This is a genomic window from Achromobacter xylosoxidans (genome assembly GCF_002192695.1).
GTDB lineage: Bacteria > Pseudomonadota > Gammaproteobacteria > Burkholderiales > Burkholderiaceae_B > Achromobacter > Achromobacter xylosoxidans_C.
On the sequence record NZ_MTLG01000052.1, the window covers coordinates 182,883 to 202,754 of the forward strand.

The 19,872-nt window shown below is 65.6% G+C and carries 20 protein-coding genes and 1 riboswitch; of the genes, 13 read left to right on the forward strand and 7 right to left on the reverse strand.

The window, feature by feature from the left end:
• Positions 1-49 precede the first annotated feature (49 nt).
• The 3 genes from lpoB to BRO63_RS05875 all read right to left on the reverse strand — a co-directional run bounded on the left by lpoB (position 50) and on the right by BRO63_RS05875 (position 3,123).
• Positions 50-664 (reverse strand): penicillin-binding protein activator LpoB, encoded by a 615-nt coding sequence (gene lpoB / locus BRO63_RS05865; RefSeq protein WP_088138831.1) that lies wholly within the window; start codon positions 662-664, stop codon positions 50-52.
• Between the two features lie 18 nt (positions 665-682).
• Complete coding sequence (locus BRO63_RS05870) at positions 683-2,026, reverse strand: COG3014 family protein (RefSeq protein ID WP_143218562.1); 1,344 nt, start codon at positions 2,024-2,026, stop codon at positions 683-685.
• Between the two features lie 329 nt (positions 2,027-2,355).
• Positions 2,356-3,123: a substrate-binding domain-containing protein gene (locus BRO63_RS05875; RefSeq protein ID WP_088138959.1), complete on the reverse strand. Its 768-nt coding sequence runs from the start codon at positions 3,121-3,123 to the stop codon at positions 2,356-2,358.
• Between the two features lie 299 nt (positions 3,124-3,422).
• Between BRO63_RS05875 and BRO63_RS05880 the strand changes: the two genes are divergently transcribed.
• The 6 genes from BRO63_RS05880 (at position 3,423) to BRO63_RS05905 (ending at position 10,100) form a co-directional block, all read left to right on the forward strand.
• Positions 3,423-4,250 carry a lysozyme inhibitor LprI family protein gene (locus tag BRO63_RS05880; protein WP_088138833.1) on the forward strand — a complete coding sequence of 276 codons (828 nt, stop codon included), beginning with the start codon at positions 3,423-3,425 and terminating at the stop codon, positions 4,248-4,250.
• Between the two features lie 338 nt (positions 4,251-4,588).
• Complete coding sequence (locus tag BRO63_RS05885; protein WP_088138834.1) at positions 4,589-5,401, forward strand: DUF4377 domain-containing protein; 813 nt, start codon at positions 4,589-4,591, stop codon at positions 5,399-5,401.
• A gap of 132 nt (positions 5,402-5,533) precedes the next feature.
• The gene (locus BRO63_RS05890) at positions 5,534-6,040 is read left to right on the forward strand and encodes a sigma-70 family RNA polymerase sigma factor (RefSeq protein WP_088138835.1); all 507 of its coding nucleotides are present in this window, start codon (positions 5,534-5,536) and stop codon (positions 6,038-6,040) included.
• Positions 6,037-7,020: a FecR domain-containing protein gene (locus tag BRO63_RS05895; protein WP_088138836.1), complete on the forward strand. Its 984-nt coding sequence runs from the start codon at positions 6,037-6,039 to the stop codon at positions 7,018-7,020. Before BRO63_RS05890 ends, BRO63_RS05895 begins: the two co-directional genes overlap by 4 nt.
• Positions 7,021-7,086: 66 nt before the next feature.
• Positions 7,087-9,525: a TonB-dependent siderophore receptor gene (locus tag BRO63_RS05900; RefSeq protein ID WP_088138837.1), complete on the forward strand. Its 2,439-nt coding sequence runs from the start codon at positions 7,087-7,089 to the stop codon at positions 9,523-9,525.
• 131 nt (positions 9,526-9,656) lie between these two features.
• Entirely contained in the window at positions 9,657-10,100 is a 444-nt protein-coding gene (locus tag BRO63_RS05905; RefSeq protein ID WP_088138838.1) for a CopD family copper resistance protein, read from the forward strand.
• 56 nt (positions 10,101-10,156) lie between these two features.
• Here BRO63_RS05905 and BRO63_RS05910 read toward each other — a convergent pair whose 3' ends face one another.
• Together BRO63_RS05910 and BRO63_RS05915 are read right to left on the reverse strand one after the other, a co-directional pair.
• Positions 10,157-10,600 (reverse strand): DUF6389 family protein, encoded by a 444-nt coding sequence (locus tag BRO63_RS05910; protein WP_088138839.1) that lies wholly within the window; start codon positions 10,598-10,600, stop codon positions 10,157-10,159.
• Positions 10,601-10,695: 95 nt separating this feature from the next.
• Positions 10,696-11,601 (reverse strand): LysR family transcriptional regulator, encoded by a 906-nt coding sequence (locus BRO63_RS05915; RefSeq protein ID WP_088138840.1) that lies wholly within the window; start codon positions 11,599-11,601, stop codon positions 10,696-10,698.
• 133 nt (positions 11,602-11,734) lie between these two features.
• Here BRO63_RS05915 and BRO63_RS05920 point away from each other — a divergent pair, with 133 nt between their 5' ends.
• From BRO63_RS05920 to mntP, 3 genes are all read left to right on the forward strand, one after another.
• A complete protein-coding gene (locus BRO63_RS05920) occupies positions 11,735-13,318 on the forward strand; it encodes a sulfatase family protein (RefSeq protein ID WP_088138841.1) in 1,584 nt (527 codons plus the stop codon).
• A 49-nt stretch (positions 13,319-13,367) separates the two neighbouring features.
• Entirely contained in the window at positions 13,368-14,336 is a 969-nt protein-coding gene (locus BRO63_RS05925; protein WP_088138842.1) for a Bug family tripartite tricarboxylate transporter substrate binding protein, read from the forward strand.
• 37 nt (positions 14,337-14,373) lie between these two features.
• Positions 14,374-14,549, forward strand: a riboswitch (yybP-ykoY riboswitch).
• Positions 14,550-14,555: 6 nt separating this feature from the next.
• The gene (gene mntP / locus BRO63_RS05930; protein ID WP_088138843.1) at positions 14,556-15,128 is read left to right on the forward strand and encodes a manganese efflux pump MntP; all 573 of its coding nucleotides are present in this window, start codon (positions 14,556-14,558) and stop codon (positions 15,126-15,128) included.
• A 77-nt stretch (positions 15,129-15,205) separates the two neighbouring features.
• Here mntP and BRO63_RS05935 read toward each other — a convergent pair whose 3' ends face one another.
• Positions 15,206-15,910, reverse strand: a complete 705-nt coding sequence (locus tag BRO63_RS05935; RefSeq protein ID WP_179215043.1) for a DUF1971 domain-containing protein — start codon at positions 15,908-15,910, stop codon at positions 15,206-15,208.
• A gap of 126 nt (positions 15,911-16,036) precedes the next feature.
• Positions 16,037-16,756, reverse strand: coding sequence for a Crp/Fnr family transcriptional regulator (locus BRO63_RS05940; RefSeq protein ID WP_088138845.1), 720 nt, complete (start codon positions 16,754-16,756; stop codon positions 16,037-16,039).
• A 61-nt stretch (positions 16,757-16,817) separates the two neighbouring features.
• On the opposite strand from BRO63_RS05940, the gene BRO63_RS05945 reads away from it, so the two are divergent.
• The 4 genes from BRO63_RS05945 to BRO63_RS05960 all read left to right on the forward strand — a co-directional run bounded on the left by BRO63_RS05945 (position 16,818) and on the right by BRO63_RS05960 (position 19,864).
• Positions 16,818-17,822, forward strand: a complete 1,005-nt coding sequence (locus BRO63_RS05945; RefSeq protein ID WP_256943246.1) for an ABC transporter substrate-binding protein — start codon at positions 16,818-16,820, stop codon at positions 17,820-17,822.
• 11 nt (positions 17,823-17,833) lie between these two features.
• Positions 17,834-18,628, forward strand: a complete 795-nt coding sequence (locus tag BRO63_RS05950; protein WP_088138846.1) for an ABC transporter permease — start codon at positions 17,834-17,836, stop codon at positions 18,626-18,628.
• Positions 18,621-19,340, forward strand: a complete 720-nt coding sequence (locus BRO63_RS05955; protein WP_088138847.1) for an ATP-binding cassette domain-containing protein — start codon at positions 18,621-18,623, stop codon at positions 19,338-19,340. The genes BRO63_RS05950 and BRO63_RS05955 overlap by 8 nt, the downstream gene beginning before the upstream one ends.
• Before the next feature lie 80 nt (positions 19,341-19,420).
• Positions 19,421-19,864, forward strand: coding sequence for a CopD family copper resistance protein (locus tag BRO63_RS05960; RefSeq protein ID WP_088138848.1), 444 nt, complete (start codon positions 19,421-19,423; stop codon positions 19,862-19,864).
• Positions 19,865-19,872: the final 8 nt, after the last annotated feature.

A 19,872-nucleotide genomic window follows, 5' to 3' on the forward strand; every position in this document is an offset into this window, starting at 1 on the left:
GAAAAAAAGACCGCCTGCTGCAGGCAGGCGGCCTATTCGTCCATGACCCTTACCAGGTCACCGTGCGGTTGTCGCCGCGCTTGATGATTGCTTCCTCGCCTTCCCAGTAGGCCAGACCGTTGTCCAGGTTGGTGAGCGTCAGCTGGAAGTAGTAATCGACCTGCTGCGTGCGGCTATCGACGCGGTTGTTGCGCTGCAGGATCTTGCCGGACAACGAAAAGTCCGGGGCGACCACGCGGCCGTCCTTCTTCACCGTGGCCTGGTTGACCATCTTCGAACCCTTCAACGCGCGCGATTTTGCGGTCATTGCGTCTTCGGGACCGTTCAGGCCGACTGCCGTCGTGATGACGAAACGGCCAGAGTTGAGCAGGCTCACGCGAATCTTCTTGGTCAACTGGTCGGTGTCGATGCGTTGCGCCGTGTCGTTGGTGAGATTGGACATCGCGATCACGAAACGTCCGCCCTGGGCGGCCTTCGGGTGCACCATCAAGGGCGAGTTCAGCATGTCGTTGACCATCTTGTTGGCCGCCGATTCGAAGTCCTTGTAGTCCAGCCCCATCACCGCGACGTTATCGGTCTTCTGGTTGACGTATTGGGTCGTGGGGGCGCAGCCGGCCAGTGTCGCCGCCAGCAAGCCGGCCGTAAGAGAAAGCTTTACGCTCATGGTGTTCCTTGTAGATCGTTATTTGGAGGCCAGAATGTCGACGCGAGGCGCAATAGCGGCATTCAGGGCTCGCACATACACGACTACCGGTCTTTTTTCCTGGGGCAGGTCGACCACGATGTCTTCATGGCCGGGGACGCCCAGCGTCAGCTGGTTCGACTGGGGATATGGCACGTTCATTAGCTGGAAGTTGTGCGGTAGCGTCGACCACGAACGCAGGTCGGCTTGCGTCGAAGCAGCCTGCGCTATCCCGGCCAACGCCCCCAGTAGCGGGCTGGAGTCGTTCAGCTGCTTCTGCAGCACGGTCTTGGCCGTGGCGCGCACGATTTCCTTGATCAAGATGGCGTTGAAACGGGTCTTGAACTCGCCGCGTATGATGGTGTCCATGTCCGCCAGGACTTGCGTTTGCTGACGTCCGGCGCTCAGGTAAGGGTAGGCGGGCGTGCCTTCGCGCATGACCGGAAGGGCAATGCCGGTGTACTTGATGTTGCCGCTCACCAGGAACAGGGGCAGGTCGATCCGCAATTGCTCCTTGTGCGCCGCAGTGCCGTTCTCGAAGACGATCCAGACCGCAGGCTTGAGCTTGCCGCTCTTGGACTGGGCTGCCGCCGCGTCGATCTTGACCTGCGTATTCTTGGTCAGCGCGTACGCGCGCTCCAGGCTGGCGCGTGCCTTATCTGCATCAGCCTGTCCTTCGCCGTTGATCAGAAAGTACAGGCCATGCAGGTAGAGTGCGGCCGGGTTGATGTAACCGGCGTAAGGCGTCCACTGGGACAAGTCGACGCCGGCCTTGAGCAGGGTCTCGTCCGTGCCGGACAGGCTGCGGTTGACCAGGTCGGCGTTTTCGCCTTCCTTCAGCTCATCGCGCTGCTTGCTGATCTCTGCCTCGAAATGTTCGGCTGCGCGACGCTGGCGGTCATCGCTGCGGTTCCATTCGACACGCGCGTTGGCATGGTCGCCCAACTGCCAGAAATTCAAAGCCTTGTAGGTATTGAGCATGACCGTGTCGTACACGGCCGGAGCGTAGGGCAGCACGTTGTCATTGGCCACGAGCGACAGGGCATGATTGCCGACACTGGCCGCCACATTGCGCGTGTCGTCGTCCTTCATCAGCTCTTCGGCGCCGTCCAGCATTTGCGTGGACCGCTCGGCCAGGCCGCTTTGCCGCAAGAGGGTTCCGGCTTCCAGGGCCCAAGGCAGATTCGTCGGAGCGGCGCCTTCGGGACCGGCCGCCAGCACCGCGTTACTGGTGGCCGCAGGCAGATTGCCGCCCGCCAGATCTCGTGAAAAGTCCTTTCTTGCTTGAGGGTTGGCGCAACCCGCCAACACCACGGCCAAGCCTGCAACAGCTGCCCACTTCATTGCTTCTCCGGAAATGCGATTAAATGTTATTAGTTGTGAAATTATTATGCATTTCTTCACATTTAATCACAATGTAAACGTATTAGCAATTTTGTGAGTATTTTGGTTTTATTTTGTCTTATTTCCGGATGTCATTATCACCAGCTGTCGAAGTGCCAACGCCGACGTGGATTAGCCGTTAGTGCGGATCGCTGACGGCAAGCAAGAAAAGTCCGCTCCCGGCGATCAAGGCGATGCGGGAGCGGATTATCCGGGGAGCCGGAAGGTTACGGTTTCCGAGAGACCGAAGGACGCGGTGCCTTATGTACTTGCCGTCAGGCAGTCCAGGCTCAATCCGTTTTCCAGCCCCACTTTTTGAAGATCGCCCGGCCTTCGGGCGCCGTCAGAAAGTCGACAAAGGCCTGCGCCTGCGCATTGCCCTTGCCTTTCTTGGTGACGACGGCGCCCGCGTCGCGATAGATGCGGTACGGCTCTTCCACCTCGACCACGCCGGCCAGCTCGGGGTTCGACACCTGCCAGATGTTCCAGATCAGCCAGGCGTCTATGGTCTTGTCCTCGGTCCATTGGGTACGCGCCTGGGCGCTGTTGCCGGCCTCGGGCAGCACCAGGTTGGCGCGGAAGGCACGCACGGTCTCGATATCACCCAGCCGGCCCGCCACGTCTTCCCACAATCCGGTCTGTCCCGCGCCTGACACGGCCATGACCTTGATGCCCGGCTTGAGCAGGTCCTTGAAACCGTTGATGGACTTGGGGTTGCCCGGGCGCACCAGGATGGCGGAGGGCCGCAGGTACAGCGTGCGCGCCTCGCGCAGTTCGAACACGCCAGGAAGCGCCGTGGCAAAGCCGCTCATCATGTTTTCGGCGCCGCTGTAGATCACGTCGGCGTCCTGTTTGGCCTTGTCGGCCCAGGCCGGCGTTGGGCCAGCGGTGACGGCGACGTCGATGCCGTGCAGCTTGCCGAACGCCGCGGCCGCCTCCTTCATCGCGGGCGCGGGGCCGCCGGGTCCGTACACGTTCAGGCTGGGAGCGGCCCAGACACTGCCGGCCGCGGTGCACGCCAGGGCGATGCCGCAGGCAAGGGATCTGATCGACTTCATATCAAACACTTCCGTTCTGCGCCGGCGGGCGCGGGGCGCGAAACCCCGCGCGAGCGGCTGGTTGATCCATGGCGCCGCGCGGTTCTTCTCGCAGTCTGCCACCAGGTAGACGCGCAAGGGCAGGGGATTATTCCAGCGGCCCGGTGATCCGGCTCAGCGTTGCATAACGTTGAAATCTGTTTCGAGTCTGTTAAAAAGTCCCGTGCAAAATTGCAGCCCCGCTGCTGCATCGCGATGGAAGCAAAGCGGCCTTCAACTATCGAGATAATGCGCAGCGCATCGTCAAAGAGAAACGTCACATGAAATCTGGATTCTTCGCTGGCCGCTTGTTGTGCACGGCTGGTTTCTTCGCGCTTGCCGCGCCCGCCCATGCGATCGATTGCGGCAAGGCGGGCAGCGCCGTGGAAAAGCTGATCTGCTCGGACCGGAAGACCGTTGCGGCGGACGCTGAATTGAACCGGGCCTACTCTGCAATACTGAAGCAGGCCCCCGACGCCGATATCCGCGCCATGCTGGCGCACAACCAGAAGCGCTGGCTCTTGGCGCGCGACCAGGCGCTCGCGAACCTGCTCGAGGATCCGGGCTCGGTTCCCGCCGGCAAGACGGCCGCAGGCATCGCTCGCGATTTGATCCGCGACCGCACGGCGCAGTTCAAGGAGACGCGCAAGGGCGCCGCGCTGCCCGACATGATCAGCCTTGCGGTCAGCCAGCAGCAGTTCCAGGCGCAATTCACCGGCGGCGCCTACGCCGGCTACTCGACATCATGCGACATCCTGCCGGGCGAACATGCCTACTACGGCTGCTTCGCGACGCGGCATTACCAGAACAAGGATCGCATCTGCTCCGTCGACGAGTACTGGGCCTCGGGCAGCGTCTACACCAAGCGTTATGTCGCCAACGTGGTGGATGGCAAACCCAAGCTGGCGGCGTCGTGCTCCTTCAGCAGCTCGGACGAGGCATGCTCCGATACAGCGGGCGAGACCAAATGGAATATGAAGCCGCAACAGCCGGACTTCTCCTATCCTGCCAAGCCGCTGCCCAAGATCGACGGAGAGATCGTTAGCGACGACGATTACGAGTGGGCTCGGGCCTGCCTGACGGGGGCGGCCTATCCGGCAGCCAACTAAGCGCGGGAGCCGATCGCCCCTTGCGAGCGGCTTCTGTCATGCAAGGCCTCGCGCGTATTGCGCGCAGTTAACGTTGTATTGGCAATACTTGCAGGATTTTGCGGGTAATGTATGGAGTTGTAAGTTATCGAGGGTTCCGCAGGCACGCGTACACGCGCAAGAATGGCGCGTGTTTACTAGGGGAAAACCCGTATTTTTGGCGAATCAGCGGGTGTTCTTCAGGCCGGATCTGCGGCAAGATTTTGAAACCGACTGGATGGCCGCGCGTTCAAAACGTCCATCCCGCGAACGTAGAATCCCGGTTTTCATCAGTGCCATCCGGCTGACAGGAACGAACCATGAAGAAAACCATCCTCCTTGCGTCCGTATGCGCCGCGCTGCTGCAAGCCTGCGCTCCGACCTCCTCTCCCCGCGAAGGATCGTCCTCCATGCCCACTACCGCCACCTCGCCCGCCAGCCCCGCAGTGAACCTGCCTGCCTACTATTGGCGCCTGGCCTCCGCCACCGATGCGGCGGGCAAGCCCATCGCCGCGCTGCAGGCCGGCGTCGAACACCAACTGCGCCTGTCGTTCACGCAGGACGCCTTGAACATCCGCGGCGGCTGCAATGCGCAGTTCGGCGGCTACACCTACAAGAACGGCGTGCTGCACGTGGCGAACCTCGCGTCCACCATGAAGGCCTGCGACCAGAGCCTGATGCGCCTGGACGCCGAGATCGGCCAGCGCATGAAGGGCGACCTGCGCGCCACGCTCAGCGGCGAAGCGTCTGAACCGGCGCTGGAGCTGGTCGCGCAGGACGGCAGCGTCCTGAAGTTCGTCGGCGAACCCACGCCTGAAACTCTGTACGGCAGCGCTGGCGAAATCATGTTCCTGGAAGTCGCCGCGAAGAAGACCGAGTGCAGCCATCCGCTGATCCGCAACTACCAGTGCCTGATGGTGCGCGAGCGCCGCTACAACGAGGCCGGCGTGCAACAGCCGGCACAGGACAAGTGGCATCCCCTGTATCAGTCCATCGAAGGCTTCGAGCACCAGGACGGCGTGCGTACCGTGCTGCGCGTGAAGCGCTACGACTGGAAGAACCCGCCCGCGGATGCGCCCAAGCAGGTGTATGTGCTGGACATGGTGGTCGAGCAGGACGCCTCGAAGAAGTAAGACGCCAGCATTCCATCTGGATAGTCCATTTGCGCCCGGCCCCTGGATCCAGGGGCCGGGCGCAGTCATTTCACCCGTCGCAGGCACAATATTGTAAATTATAGTTATTCTCATTTATAACCGTGCGTCTTCATGGCCGCCTCCGACCCCTCTCCGCGGCATCCCCTGCATACGCTGTACCAGGAACATCAAGGCTGGCTGCAGGGCTGGCTGCGCAAAAAGCTGGGATGCGCCTTCGACGCCGCGGACCTGGTGCACGACACCTACCTGCGTGTGCTGGCCCGCCGTGAACCGGGCGATATCCGCGAGCCGCGTTCCTATCTGGCGACCATCGCGCACGGCCTCATGGTCAACCACCTGCGGCGCAGGGATCTGGAACGCGCCTATCTGGAAACGCTGGCGCAGTTGCCCCAGGCACAGGCTCCATCGCCCGAGGAGCGCGCCCTGGCGCTGGAAGCGCTGTGCGAGATCGATGCCATGCTGGACGGCCTGCCCGTACCCGTGCGGCGCGCATTCCTGCTTTGCCAGCTTGAAGGCCTGACGCACGCGGACATCGCCAAAGCGCTGGGCGTGTCGGTCGGCTCCGTGCGGCTATACATTGCGCGCGCCTTGCGCCAGTGCCTGGAGTTCGCGCCGTGAGCGCCAGCGAAGCAGGGCGCATCGACCCGCGCGCGCTGGACGGGGCAGTGGAATGGTTTCTGCGCTTGACCTCGGGCGCCGTCAGCCAGGCGGACCGGGACGCATGGCAGGCCTGGCGCCAGGCCGATCCCGAACACGAACGCGCCTGGCAGCGCACCGAAGCCCTGACGCGCCGTTTCGAGGCGGTGCCCAAGGGCATGTTGCCCGTGCTGGGCCGGCCGCGTTCGCCCGCCCGCCGCGCCGCGCTGGGCAAGCTGCTGGTGCTGATCGGCGCCGGGGGCGCCATCGGCTATGCGCAGGTCGATGAAGCCTGGCGCGGCTGGGTGGCGCAATACCGCACGCCGGTCGGCGCGCGGCGCGAGGTGATGTTGGCGGACCATAGCCGCGTCGTGCTCAACGCCGCCACGGCCATGGATGTCCTGTTCGATGCCCAGCAGCGGCTGATCGCGCTGCATGGCGGCGAAATCCTGATCGAAACCGCGCCGGACCCGCAACAGCTCGCGCGGCCCTTCATCGTGCGCACCCGCGAAGGCAGCATCACCGCGTTGGGCACGCGCTTCGTGGTCAGGCGCGACGACGGCGTATCAGCGGTTCAGGTGCTGGAAGGCGCCGTGCGCGTGGCGCTGCGGGGCGCGCCCGCGGATGCGGCGCGCATCGTGCCGGCAGGCATGGGCTTGCGCTTCACCAGCGGGCATATCGACGCTGCCGAAGCGCTGACTGGCGATCCGTCCGCCTGGCAGCGCGGCATGCTGCAGGTCGACAGCATGCCCCTGGGTGAATTCCTGCGCGAACTCCAGCGCTACCGCAAGGGCTGGATCGATTGCGCGCCCGAAGTGGCGCACCTACCTATCTCTGGCGCCTTCCCGCTGGCCGAGCCCGACCGGGTGCTGGCCACGGTGGCGGACACCCTGCAGCTCGGCCTGCGCCATCGCACCCGCTACTGGGTGTCGCTGGTGCCGCGCGGCGAGACTATTTTGTAACGGCGACTAGCACTTTCTGCGTCTTATCTGGCTACCAGGGTAAGACCAATATCTGGAGTGCATGTCATGCCCCCTCAGTTTCCCCTGCTGCGCGCAAGCGTCTCCCTTCCTGCCTTGCTCGCGGCTGGCGCATTCGCGCTGCCGCTGGCCGGGGTGATGGCGCCCGTCCACGCGCAGGCGCCGGCCGGGCAGGTGAGCGTGGCCATCGAGCCCGGACCGCTCAGCGCGGCGCTCTCGGCCTACGCCGCCCAGGCCGGCGTGCTGCTGTCGTTCGATCCCGCCCTGACGCGCGACCTGCAGTCGCCCGGCTTGCGCGGCAGCTATGGCTTCGAGGACGGGCTGCGCCAATTGCTGGCCGGCAGCGGCCTGGAACCGGCGCGGCGCGCCGATGGCGGCTACACCCTGCGCAAATTGCCGCAGAGCGAGGTCACGGCCCTGCCCGCCGTGACCGTGACCGGCGCTGGCGATGAAGGTCCCTCCGAAGGGACTGGCTCCTATACCGTGCCGGCGACCAGCGCGGCCACCCGCATGCCGCTGTCGCTGCGCGAAACCCCGCAATCCATCAGCGTCGTCACGCGGCAGCAGATGGACGACCAGAATCTGAACACGCTTGACGAAGTGATGCGCCAGACGCCCGGCATCGCGGTCGAGCGGCTGGATGAGCGCGTGCAATTCACCTCGCGCGGCTTCGCGCTGAACACCATGCTCGATGGCGTACCCACGCTGTCGTTCAAGACGCCGTCCGCCGAAGCAGGGATGATCAACACCGCCATCTACGACCGGGTGGAAGTCGTGCGCGGCGCCGCGGGCCTGCTCAACGGCGTGGGCGAACCCGGCGGCTCGGTGAACCTGGTGCGCAAGCGCCCCACCTCGGAGTTCGCCGGCCACGTCACCGCGGGCGTCGGCCGCTGGAACAGCTACAACGCGGAAGCCGACCTGGGCGGCCCGCTGAACAGCGCCGGGACGCTGCGCGGCAGGGTTGTCGCCGCCCGCACCGCGGGCGACAGCTTCATCGACTACAAGAAGCGCTCCGACGATGTCTTCTACGGCATCCTGGAGGCCGACATCCTGCCGAATACCACGGTCAGCCTGGGCTACGAGCACCAGAAGACCGCCATCGACGGCGCCAACTTCGGCCAGGCGCCGCTGTTCTACAGCGACGGCACGCGCACGAATCTACCCAGGTCCTTCAATCCCGTGACGCCGTGGAGCCAATGGGACATGTACACGGACCGGATATTCGCCACGCTGGACCATCGCTTCGACAGCGGCTGGCATATCAAGATGGATGCCAGCCGCCTGAAGAACGAAAGAAAGGCGGCGTGGGGCTATCTGCTTGCGTACCGGCCCATAGAGCCGTCCGGCGCCTCCACCATCGAGCTGCGCGACAACCCGGCAAACTCGACCAACAAGTCCTTCGACGTCTACGCCGAAGGGCCGTTCCAGGCATTCGGCAGGGAGCATCGCGCCGTCTTGGGGGTGAGCTACAACCGCTACACCAGCGAACTCAATCTGAACTCGGCAAACCCGGCCGGCTGGGACCGCCGCCCGGTGAATTTCTACGAGTTGCGGGATGTCCAGAGGCCGTCGATGCCCTACACCTTCTTCAACACCTTCCTGGACGCGAAGGAAACCGCCATCTATGGTTCGGCGCGCTTGAAGGTGGCTGATCCGGTATCGGTGATACTTGGCGCACGGACCACCTGGTACGAAGAGAACTCGTCGTCCTACAACGGTCCCGCAAACCTCTGGACCCACAATCCCACCGCCAAGGAAAACGGCGTCTTCACGCCCTATGCAGGCGTGGTCGTGGACCTGAGCAAGAATTATTCGGCCTATGCCAGCTACACCCGGATCTTCATTCCCACCACCTCGCGCGACGCCGGCAACGTGGTGCTGCCGCCGCAGACCGGGCAGAACTATGAACTCGGCCTGAAGGGCGAGCACCTGGACGGCAAGCTGAACACCAGCTTCGCGATATTCCGGACGCAGGAGGAAAACGTTGCGGTCGAAGACCCGTCCAGCCCGCCGCTGCCGGACGGCAGCACGCCGTACCGCGCCGTCAAAGGCGCGCGCAGCAAGGGCTTTGAATTGACCGCATCCGGCGAAGTGGCGCCCGGCCTGCAACTGATGGGCGGCTACACCTACTTCGCCAAGCGCGATGCCGAAGGCGCATTGCTGCTGCCGAGCACGCCCCAGCGGCTGTTCCGCCTGGCCGCCAGCTACAGGCTGCCCGGCGAGTGGAACAAGCTCACGATCGGCGGCAACGTCAGCTACCAGAGCAGCATCTACTACGACGAAGCCAGCGGGCTGGGCCGCGCCAGCCAGGGCGGCGTCACCCTGTTCGGCCTGATGGCGCGCTATGACTTCAACAGGCATGTGTCCGCTTCCATCAATGTGGAAAACCTGACCGACAAGTATTACTACAGCGGATTGGGGGGCTACAACGGCTACAACTACGGCACGCCCCGGAACGTGTGGATGAAGGTCAGCTACAGGTTCTGAGGACCGGGCAGGCAGGGCTGCGAGCGCGGGGCTGGCAGCTTACGCGCGGAGCGCGGGTTTGATGTTTGTCATGTCCGTGCCACCTTTGCTGATGGGACAATCCTGACTGACGGCCATTCCCGTACGCAGCCATGAATACCTACCCCTTGCTGCTCATCCTGCACCTGCTCGCCGCCTTCCTCTTCGTCGGCACGGTCACCTTCGAGGTGCTGTTCCTAGAGCCCGTGCACAAGCGCCTGCCGCCCGACGTGCGCCGCGCTTTGGGCAGCCAGCTCGCGCCGCGCGTGCGGTCGGTGTTGCCGTGGTCGGTCGTGGTGCTGTACCTGGCCGGCCTGGGCCTGGCCTGGCAGTACCGCGGCGCGCTCGCCGACCCGTTCGCCTCGTCCTTCGGCATCCTGTTGTCGCTGAAGATCGCGCTGGCCCTGAGCGTGCTGGTCCATGTCGCCACCGCCCTGACGCTGGCGCGGCGCCAGCGCCTGACCGGAGCCTTGAGCCGGCGCATGCATGTCAGCGTGTTCTGCCACATGGTGCTGATCGTGGTGCTGGCCAAGGCGATGTTCCACGTGGCCTGGTGAGTTCCGTGGCGCGTTCAGAGCCTGCCCGCAACGCCACATGGGTCCGCAGTACGGGGCTACGCCGGCAATGCGATCGGCTCGCGTGTCCCGTAGCCTTCTTCCCCATAGACCAATCCAGGCAGTGGCGAGCGGCCGCAAGCTTCCCATAGTTCCGCCACCCATGGCATCGCGGTATCGACGATGACGTCCTGCACATTGAAGCCGGCTTCGTCCGACGCGAACAGCGGCACCTCGGGTTCGATGCCGTCTTCCGTGTGGCGCACATCGAACAGGTAACGGTGGCCTTCGATGGCCTTGTTGAGCACGAACAGGTCCGGGCCTTCCAGGCTGGCGACCACGGAAAACGTGCCTTCGCCGTCCTGATCGGGGAACACCACGAAGTGGATCTCGCGCGCCTTGGGCGGCAGGGCGGCGATCAGCGCCGTCAGCGTGGCACGGGCTGCGGCGTTGTGGACGCGCAGGATGCGCAGCAGTTCGATTTCGTATTCGGATTGGGTCATGGAAATCTTCGTTCAGGGCCGGTCGTGTTTCGGTGCGGCCGCCTTTGGATAGGCGGCAGGGAGTCCGGTGGATTATCTGCCATTTCTCTTTGCTGTCACCGCGCCAGCCGCAGGCACTCCATGAAGTAAGCCGCATGCTCCGATGCCAGCGCGGCGTCTCGCCACACCATGCCGGTTATCCCGCGGCTGCGCATGGCCAGCGGCAATACCTTGATCATGTGCTGCTTGGCGAAATGCTGCGCCAGCCGTTCCGAGATCGGCAGCACCAGGTCCGAGCCGTCCAGCAGCGCCAGGTTGACCAGCACCGACGACGATTCGACCTGATGCCAGGGCGCGGGCTGGCCGGCCAGCGCCAGTTCGTAATCGATGCGTGTCCGCATCGGCGTTGACGGGCCGGGCGCGATCCAGGGGTATTCCTGCACGTCCTCCCATGTCACCTTGCGCTTGTTCGCCAGCGGATGCGCCGTGCCCACGGCCAGGCAGATAGGCTCGCCGTACAACTCTTCGTAATGCAGGTTGCGCGGCAGCGAGTGCTGTTCCAGGCGTCCCACCAGCACGTCGAACGTGCCTTCCTGCATCAGCGGCAGCAGGTAGTCCAGTGTGTTCTCGGCCAGCCGCAGCAGCACGCGCGGATAGCGTTCGCGAAAGCGCCGGATGCTGGGAGGCAGCAGCACCGGGGCGATATTGGGTGTGACGCCCACGGCCAGCGTGCCGGTGGCGCCGCGAGCCAGTTGCGCCATGGTGTCCTGGGCGCGGCCCAGCTTGCCCAGGATCTCGCGCGCATGCGCGCGCAGTTCCAGTCCGTACAGCGTGGGCTCGATGCCGCGCGCATGGCGCTCGAACAGCATCAGGCCGATGTCTGCTTCCAGGTCCTTCAGCCACTTCGACAGCGCTGGCTGCGTGATGTTGAGTTCCGACGCGACCTGGCTCAGGTTGCGGGTTTCGCACAGGCGCACCAGGATGGCCAGGTGGCGCAGGCGGATGCGGTGGGTCCAGTCCATGCAGGCGTCCTTGAGGCATAAATACGCGGTTATGGCTCGGTAATATTAATTCATTACCAATTTATGTCTCCTCTACACATAATGGCCTGACAACAGAGCCCGGCCGGCGCAAAGCCGACGGCGAGGAGACACGATGCAGCCGAATTTCCTGCTATTCATCACGGATCAGCAGCGCGCGGACCATCTGGGTAGTTATGGCAACGCCATGCTGCGCACACCGGAGCTGGACGCGCTGGCGGGGCAGGGGTGGTCCGCCGACCGCTTCTATGTGGCATCGCCGATTTGCATGCCCAATCGCGCCACCCTGATGACGGGCCGCATGCCCTCGGTGCATGGGGTGCGCCACAACGGCATTCCGCTGTCGCAGCGCGCCACCACCTTCGTCGACCGCTTGCGCGGCGCGGGCTACGCCACCGCATTGATCGGCAAATCGCACTTGCAGAACATGACCGGCAAGCCCGCCGTCTGGCCGCCGGCTGGCGACGGCGCGCAGGGCGAGGCCTGGACCGCCGAGCCCGGCAACTACGATCAGGAATGGGGCCCGCTGTGGCGCACGGATCCTCGACATGACCTGGATACGCCGTTCTATGGCTTCGAGCGCGTGGCGCTGGCGGTGGATCACGGCGACCAGGTCTGGGGCCATTACGAGCGCTGGCTGGCCCGCGAACATCCCGAGGTGCGGCGCCTGTGGGGGCCCGAGCATGCCCTGCCGGCGCCCGGCTATGTGCTGACGGAGCATCATCAGGCCTGGCGCACCCGCGTGCCGGAAGAATGCTCCACCACCGCCTACATCGGCGACCAGACCATCGCGCAGTTGCGTGACAACGCGGCCAGCGGCAAGCCTTTCTTCATCCAGTGCTCGTTCCCCGATCCGCACCATCCTTTCACGCCTCACGGCAAGTACTGGGACATGTACCGCCCGGAAGACGTGACGCTGCCGGAGTCGTTCCACGCCGGCGCCGCGCCGGGCCGCCAGCCGCCGCCTCACGTAGCCTGGATGCACCAGCAGCGCGACCAGGGCAAGGCCGTCAAGCACACACCCGCCATCTTCGCCTGCACCGAGCGCGAGGCGCGCGAGGCCATCGCCCTGAACTACGGCTCCATCAGCCACATCGACGCCACCATCGGCCGCGTCATGCAGGCGCTGCGCGAGACCGGATTGGACGACAACACCGTCGTCATCTTCACCAGCGATCACGGCGACTATTTCGGCGATCACCAACTGTTGCTCAAGGGGCCGATCCATTACCAGAGCCTGATCCGCACGCCCTTTATCTGGCGCGATCCGCAGGCAGCGCCCGCCGCCCCGCGCAGCCAGGCGCTGTGCTCCACCGCCGACATCGCCGCCACCGTCCTGGCGCGCGCCGGCCTGCCTGCCTACAACGGCATGCAGGGCGCATCGCTGCTGCCGCTCATGTCGGGCGAGGCCGGGCGCGTGCGCGACGCGGTGCTGATCGAGGAAGAGGGCCAGCGCACCATGTTCGGTTTTCCCGGCCGCACCCGCATGCGCACCTTGCAGACGCCGCGCCACCGGCTCAGCGTCTATGCCGATGCCGCCTGGGGCGAACTCTACGATCTGCATGAAGATCCCCACGAGCTGCGCAACCTGTGGGATGACCCCGCCGCCAGCGCGCTGCGTGCCGACTTGCTGCTGGAGTTGTCGCGCGACATGATCCGCCACGCCGAAACCAGTCCGCATCCGTCCGCCATCGCCTGATAACCCGCTGAGGCGCCGGCCAGCAGGCCGGCCCATCCAGGAGCCAAGCATGATCAAGTCCTTGCTGTTCTGTACGGCGCTGCTCGCGGCCGGAACCTCGGTTGCCATGGCGTCCGACTACCCCTCGCGTCCTGTCCGCCTCATCGTCAACTTTCCGCCGGCGGGGCCCCTGGACCTCGAAGCCCGCGCCATCGCGCAGCATGCGGGCAAGCTCCTGGGCCAGACCATCGTCGTCGAGAACCGCTCCGGCGCGTCCGGCAACATCGGCGCGCAATCCGTGGCCCAGGCCGCGCCTGACGGCTATACGCTGCTGATGACGCTGGATACGCTGATGACCGTCAATCCCTATATCTTCAAGGGGCTGGACAAGGACGTCACCCAGCGGCTGGAACCGCTGAGCCTGGCCGGGTCCTTCGGGCTGGCGCTGGCGGTGCGCCCCGAGCTGGGCATCAACACGCTGGACGAGTTCCTGCGCTACGCCAAGGCCAATCGCATCACCTACGCCTCGGCGGGCTACGGCAGTCCTGGAAACCTGGCCTTCGAAAAACTCCGCCTTGCGGCCGGCATGGAGGTCGCGCACGTTCCGTATCGAGGCAATGCTCCAGCCGTAAACGCCTTGCTCGGCGACCAGATACAGGCCGCCTTTCTCGCCACGCCCGGCGTCCTGCCGCATGTGCGGGCGGGCAAGCTGAAGGCCTTGGCGGTGTCGGGCAAGGAACGCGACGCCGACCTGCCTGAAGTCCCCACCGCGGCGCAATCCGGCGTGGCCGGCCTGAAAAACTACGACGTATCGTTCGCATTCCTGGTGATGGCGCCCAAGGGCACGCCCAAGGAGATCGCGCAGGTCTGGGAAGACACGCTCGCCAAGGTCTACGCCATGCCGGAGTTCCAGCAGAGCATGGCCGTGCTGGGCATGCGCGGTCCGTTCGCGGGCAAGGCCCAGGCGCAGGAATGGGTGAGCAGGGAGGCCAAAGGCTGGAAGGAGGTGATCGAGAAGGCGGGAATACGCGGGGAGTAGTGCTGTAACACACCGGTCGGCAGGCTCTGCTAGACTGGTTCCACTCTTTGGGGAGTAGCCTCCCTGCGGCCAGTTCCGCGGGGGCTTGCGTCAACATTCTTGGCTTCCTCGGCCATGGCGCAGGCGGCATCCATGCTTGGCGAGACCACGGATTTTTCGCGCGACGCTGGGCGGCGCGGAAGATCCGTGCCGTTTCCGCCCAGCAGGATCCTTCTTCAAATGAATGCCATCGCCATCATCGTTCTCGCGTTCGCCATGTCCACGGACGCCTTCGCCGCGGCCGTCAGCAAGGGCGCCGCGCTCCACAAACCCCGATTTCCGGAAGCCCTGCGCACAGGGCTGATCTTCGGCGTGATAGAAGCCATCACGCCAGTGATAGGCTGGGCGCTGGGCTCCGTCGCCGCCAAGTACGTGGTCGCCTGGGACCATTGGATCGCGTTCGCGATGCTCTGTACCCTGGGCTTGCTGATGGTGCGCAACGGCCTCAAGGATGAAGACGAGGATGCCGCGCCCGTCACGCGCCATTCCTTCTGGCTTCTGGCCGCAACAGGCTTGGCCACCAGTATCGATGCCATGGCGGTCGGCGTGGGTCTGGCGTTCGTGGACGTGAACATCGTGGTGGCAGCCATCGCCATCGGCCTGGCAACCACCTTGATGGTGACCCTGGGCGTGATGCTCGGACGGGTGCTGGGCAGCGTTGCCGGCAAGCGGGCCGAGATCCTGGGCGGGATCGCGCTGATGGGGATAGGCGCGGCGATCCTTTATGAACATCTCAGCGCCGCGGCCCCCTGAAGCAAGGGAGGCTTGCCGCAACCGGGCGAGGGCCGCGGCGCGGCGTGGCGGCGCAGCTCAGGCGATGTCGTTCAGGTTCAGCCTTCAGGAGCGTCGGCGCGGCAGAACGTGATTTGAAAACTGCCCGGGAGTTCGAACGCCACATGGTGCCGTACCTGCGGTTCTATCAGCACTTGCTGTCCGGCCGTCAGCACCACTTCGGTGTGCGGCGGATCATCCAGCGTGTAGCGCAGCACGCCGGCGTGCACCTTCAACAAGCCCCAGGTTCCGGCCTTGGTCGTATGCGCCGCGAGCAAACCGGCCGGCAGATTGTCGGGCGTGAACACCGGACTGTCACGGTAGGGCCGCACGCCTTCAGGCAGCGAGTCGGGCAGGCGCGGCAGACTTTGGCGCTGCTGCCACACGCTCCACAGCTTGGCGGCGATGCGTTCGGCCATGGCGTCGGCCTGGGCCTGCAAGGCTGGCTGGCCCAGGCCGGCGGTGACGCCATGGAACAGGGCCAGCCAGCGCTGGAACAGCGGCCAGGAAAGATCCGGGATGCGCGCATGCGCGGGAATCGGTGCGCCCTTGAAGCGGCGCGTGCCCAATAGCAGCGCCGACCAGAAGTCGCACAGCAGGTCCAGGTGGTGGTCCCAGTCCGCCACGCGTGAGTTGAATATCGGGCCCAGCGTTTCATCCTGGCGCACTTGCGCATAGAAGCGGTGCACCAGTTGCCGGATGTCTGCTTCGGTGATCGGGGGAGCCGCCGAGGCAGGCGCAAGGGGAGAGGCGGATTCGGACATGGGAGCAGGAGAGGGGATCTGCCTGCATTGTCCGGCGCTGACCGGCGTTGCTCCGATGACAAAAGTCATTGGCGCCCAGAGCTGGATCATTCCTGGCCAGCGCGTGGCGTGGGTACGGCCTCACTGTCAGAAAGGCCGCTTCGCCGTTGTCGCCAGTCTGGCCAGATGCGCCGGATCGTGCACCACCCATTGGCAACGCTTGCCGCTGATGTAGCCCTGTGTCTGCCAGTCGTTGAGCAGGCGGCTCAAGGTTTCCGCGCGGATGCCCAGGTGAGCGGCAAGCTGGCGCTGGTTCAGCGGCAGCGTCAGCGCCGCGCCCTGGCGTTCATGCAGGCCCATGAGGTAATTGGCCAGCCGCTCGGGCGCCGAGCTGGAAGTCATCCAGTCCACTTTGTTGACCTGGTCGTACAGGCTTTTGCTTAGCGCGGCCAGCAGCTTGAGCGCCAGCTCCGGGCAGCGGCGGCAAGCATCGTGCAACTGGCGGCGGCACAGGCGCCAGCCCTGCAGCACGCTGCGGGCGCGAGCCTGCATGGGGTAGCGGCCGTGGGGCATGAACATGGCTGCCTCTGCCATCAATTGGCCCGGTTCGAACACGCGGAACACGCGTTCATCGCCGTTATAGCTGTAGCGCATGACCTCGGCCTGGCCGCTTTCTATCAGCACGTAGCTGGAGGCCTCGTCGCCTTCGCCGAACAGGATCTGCCCTGCTTCGGCCCGCAGCGGGCTGGCGCCGCGCAGCAGGTCGGCCGCGACTTCCTGGGCCATGCCCGGCGGCAAGCCTTGCAGTAGCGGATGCCTTGCCAGCAGGGCGGCCACGGCCGCGCCGGCCAGATTGATATTTGTCATTCTGGGTCTTTCAGTGTGAATGGGAGAATCTTAAACGATAACAATTCTTATTTGAAATTCAATGAATGACTTGCACATGCGCCGCCGCTTCTGCGCGGCGGCCTTGGGAGCGGCGCTGCTGCCCGCGGCGGGAGTCCTGCGCGCGGCAGCGCCGGATCGCCGCGCCCGCCTGACGCTGGGGGGCCCTGGCGCCGTGGTCAGCTATCCACTGATGCACATGGCGGCCACCGGCGCGCTGGCGGATCACGCCGAACAGTTGCATTTCCGCCTGTGGCAGACCCCGGACCAATTGCGCACCCTGCTGGTGAACGGGGAGCTGGACTTCAGCGCCGCTCCCTGCACGCTGCCGGCCTTGCTACACAACCGCGGCATGCCTGTGCGCCTGTTGAATATCTCCGTATGGGGCATCCTGTGGCTGGTCAGCCGCGATCCGGCGGTGCGGACTTTCGACGATCTGGCAGGACGTGAACTGGTGGTGCCGTTTCAGCGCGATCTGCCCGCCGTGTTGCTGGACACCCTGCTGGAAGCGCATGCCGCGCGGGGCTTGGCGCCAGTCGCCTTGCGCCGTACCCGCGACGGACAGGACGCCATCGCGCTGATGCTCAATGGCCAGGCTGGGCAGGCGCTACTGGTCGAGCCCATGGCCTCGCTGCTGTTGTGGCGGGCTGAACAGACCGAAGGGGCGCCGGCGTTGCATCGCGGCCAAAGCCTGGAGCAGGCCTGGAGCGCTGCCTTTCCCGCGCAACCCACGCTGCCGCAGGCGGGTGTCATGGCCGCAGCGGGCGTGGCGGGCGACGCGGCGCTGTGCCGCGCCGTGGATCAGGCCTACACCGCCTCCGCGCGCTGGTGCGCCGATCATCCCGCCGACTGCGCCGCGCTGGTGCGCGAGCATCTGCCGCATCTGCCCTTGGCGGCCATCGAGACCGCCATTCGCGGCACCCGCCTGCAAAGCCGCAGCGCCCGCGACGCGCGTCCCGAACTGGAGGCGCTGTACCGCCTGCTGGCCGGCCGCTTTCCGCAAGCCATCGGCGGCGCCTTGCCGCCCGCCGGGTTTTACGGACCATGAGGGCCGGCCCGATGAGCACGCGCTCCAAAGGCCCCGTCCTGGGCACGCCGGCACGCACCTCGCGCGCCTGGAGCGCAGCCGGCGTGCTGCTGCTCCTGCTGGCCTGGCATGTGGCTGCGCGTCAGCTCGGTCCGTTGCTCATGGCCACGCCATGGGAAGCGCTGCGCGCGATCGGTCCGCTGGTGCGCAGCCCGCAATTCTTCGCCAACGCGGGCGTCAGCCTGATGCGCATCGGCGCAGGAGTGCTGGCAGGCGCTTCTATCGGCTTCGCGCTGGGCGTGCTGGCCGGACACAGCGCGCGCCTGCGCGGCTTGATCGAACCGCTGCGCTGGTTGCTGATGGCCATGCCGCCGGTGGTCGTCGTGGTGCTGGCCATGCTGTGGTTCGGCTTGGGCTCACCCATGGTGATCTTCATCACGACGCTGATGATGGCGCCCGGCATGTACGTCAACACGGTCAAGGGCATGCTGCATGTGGACCGCAAACTGATCGAGATGACCCATGTCTACCGCTGCGGTCCCTGGCTGCGCCTGCGCCATCTCTATCTGCCGGCGCTCAGCGCGCCGCTGCTGGCGGCCCTGTTGATCGCCGCCTGCGGCGGCGTGCGGCTGGTGGTGATGGCCGAAGTGCTGGGCGCGGAGAATGGCGTGGGTTACGCGCTGGCCAATGCCCGCAGCACGTTCGACACCGCCGAACTGTTCGCCTGGGTCCTGCTGATCCTGGGCCTGGTGGCCTTGCTGGAGTTCGCCTTCCTGCAACCCTTGCAGCGCCGGCTGGGCCGGTGGATGGAGCCCAGTCATGCTTGAGATGCAATCCCTGTCGCTGCGCTACGGTGCGCAGACCGTGTTGCAGGACGTGAACCTGCGCCTGCGCCCCGGCGAACGGCTGGGGCTGATCGGCCCCAGTGGCGCAGGCAAGAGCAGTCTGTTGCGCCTGGCCGCCGGCTTGGCCCGCCCCAGCGGCGGCGCGCTGCGCAACGGTTTCAGGCATCCCGTGCTGATGTTCCAGGAACCGCGGTTGCTGCCATGGCGCCACGCGCTGGACAACGTTGCCTTGCCGCTGCGCGCGGCCGGAAAAACGCCCGCAGAGGCTCGCGCCATGGCCGCGCAATGGCTGGGCCGCGTGGGGCTGGACGCCGCCATGCAGTCCTGGCCGGGCGAGCTCTCCGGCGGCATGGCGCAGCGCGTCGCGCTGGCCCGCGCCCTGGCGCTGGCGCCCGACCTGCTGATGCTGGACGAGCCCTTCAGCGCGCTGGACCCGGCCTTGCGCGGCCAGCTCGCCGCCTGCTGCGGCGAGGAACTGGCGCGCAGCGGCGCGGCCTTGCTGTGCATCAGCCACGACCCTGCGGAACTGCTGGGGCTGGTCGACCGCTGCGTCATGGTGCAGCGGGGGCGCGTCACGCCCATCGCATTGGAGGGGCCGGCGGAGTGTTCCGGCAACGGCCCGCCGGGCGGCATACCCAAGGCCGACGTGGAGCGCCTGCGCGAGCTGCTGCTGGCGGCTGGCGGACAGCTCTAAGGCATGCGAGCCACTCGAACATGCGAGCCACTCGAACATGCGAGCCACTCGATTTCCTGTTTTCCGATAACGGAATTTTCATGAATACCTATCCCTTCCTGCTCGTCCTGCACCTGTACGCTGCCTTCGTCTTCGTCGGCACCGTGACCTTCGAGGTGCTGTTCCTGGAGCCCGTGCAAAAGCGCCTGCCCGCCGATGTGCGCCGCGCGCTGGGCGGCCAGCTCGGCCCGCGCGTGCGCGCCGTGGTGCCCTGGGCGGTGGCCGTGCTGTACCTAGCTGGCCTGGGCATGGCCTGGCAGTACCGCGGCGCGCTTGCCAGCCCGGGCAGTTCATCCTTCGGCCTGCTGCTGTCGATCAAGATCGCGCTCGCCGCCAGCGTGCTGGTGCACGTAGTCACGGCCATGACGCTGGCGCGGCGCCAGCGCCTGCACAGCGCGCTGCGCAGGCGCGTGCACATCAGCGTCTTCTGTCACATGGTCGGCATCGTCTTGCTGGCCAAAGCCATGTTCCATCTGTCCTGGTAATCCAGCCC

Bases quoted from the DNA above. Each gene is read 5' to 3' on its own strand.
- BRO63_RS05905 (WP_088138838.1), top strand. From the start codon at position 9,657: ATGAATACCTACCCCTTGCTGCTCATCCTGCACCTGCTCGCCGCCTTC.
- BRO63_RS05915 (WP_088138840.1), bottom strand. From the start codon at position 11,601: ATGGACTGGACCCACCGCATCCGCCTGCGCCACCTGGCCATCCTGGTG.
- BRO63_RS05880 (WP_088138833.1), top strand. From the start codon at position 3,423: ATGAAATCTGGATTCTTCGCTGGCCGCTTGTTGTGCACGGCTGGTTTC.
- BRO63_RS05955 (WP_088138847.1), top strand. From the start codon at position 18,621: ATGCTTGAGATGCAATCCCTGTCGCTGCGCTACGGTGCGCAGACCGTG.
- BRO63_RS05920 (WP_088138841.1), top strand. From the start codon at position 11,735: ATGCAGCCGAATTTCCTGCTATTCATCACGGATCAGCAGCGCGCGGAC.
- BRO63_RS05960 (WP_088138848.1), top strand. From the start codon at position 19,421: ATGAATACCTATCCCTTCCTGCTCGTCCTGCACCTGTACGCTGCCTTC.
- lpoB (WP_088138831.1), bottom strand. From the start codon at position 664: ATGAGCGTAAAGCTTTCTCTTACGGCCGGCTTGCTGGCGGCGACACTG.
- BRO63_RS05945 (WP_256943246.1), top strand. From the start codon at position 16,818: ATGAATGACTTGCACATGCGCCGCCGCTTCTGCGCGGCGGCCTTGGGA.
- BRO63_RS05870 (WP_143218562.1), bottom strand. From the start codon at position 2,026: ATGAAGTGGGCAGCTGTTGCAGGCTTGGCCGTGGTGTTGGCGGGTTGC.
- BRO63_RS05950 (WP_088138846.1), top strand. From the start codon at position 17,834: ATGAGCACGCGCTCCAAAGGCCCCGTCCTGGGCACGCCGGCACGCACC.
- mntP (WP_088138843.1), top strand. From the start codon at position 14,556: ATGAATGCCATCGCCATCATCGTTCTCGCGTTCGCCATGTCCACGGAC.
- BRO63_RS05875 (WP_088138959.1), bottom strand. From the start codon at position 3,123: ATGAAGTCGATCAGATCCCTTGCCTGCGGCATCGCCCTGGCGTGCACC.
- BRO63_RS05890 (WP_088138835.1), top strand. From the start codon at position 5,534: ATGGCCGCCTCCGACCCCTCTCCGCGGCATCCCCTGCATACGCTGTAC.
- BRO63_RS05900 (WP_088138837.1), top strand. From the start codon at position 7,087: ATGCCCCCTCAGTTTCCCCTGCTGCGCGCAAGCGTCTCCCTTCCTGCC.
- BRO63_RS05940 (WP_088138845.1), bottom strand. From the start codon at position 16,756: ATGACAAATATCAATCTGGCCGGCGCGGCCGTGGCCGCCCTGCTGGCA.
- BRO63_RS05935 (WP_179215043.1), bottom strand. From the start codon at position 15,910: ATGTCCGAATCCGCCTCTCCCCTTGCGCCTGCCTCGGCGGCTCCCCCG.
- BRO63_RS05885 (WP_088138834.1), top strand. From the start codon at position 4,589: ATGAAGAAAACCATCCTCCTTGCGTCCGTATGCGCCGCGCTGCTGCAA.
- BRO63_RS05925 (WP_088138842.1), top strand. From the start codon at position 13,368: ATGATCAAGTCCTTGCTGTTCTGTACGGCGCTGCTCGCGGCCGGAACC.
- BRO63_RS05910 (WP_088138839.1), bottom strand. From the start codon at position 10,600: ATGACCCAATCCGAATACGAAATCGAACTGCTGCGCATCCTGCGCGTC.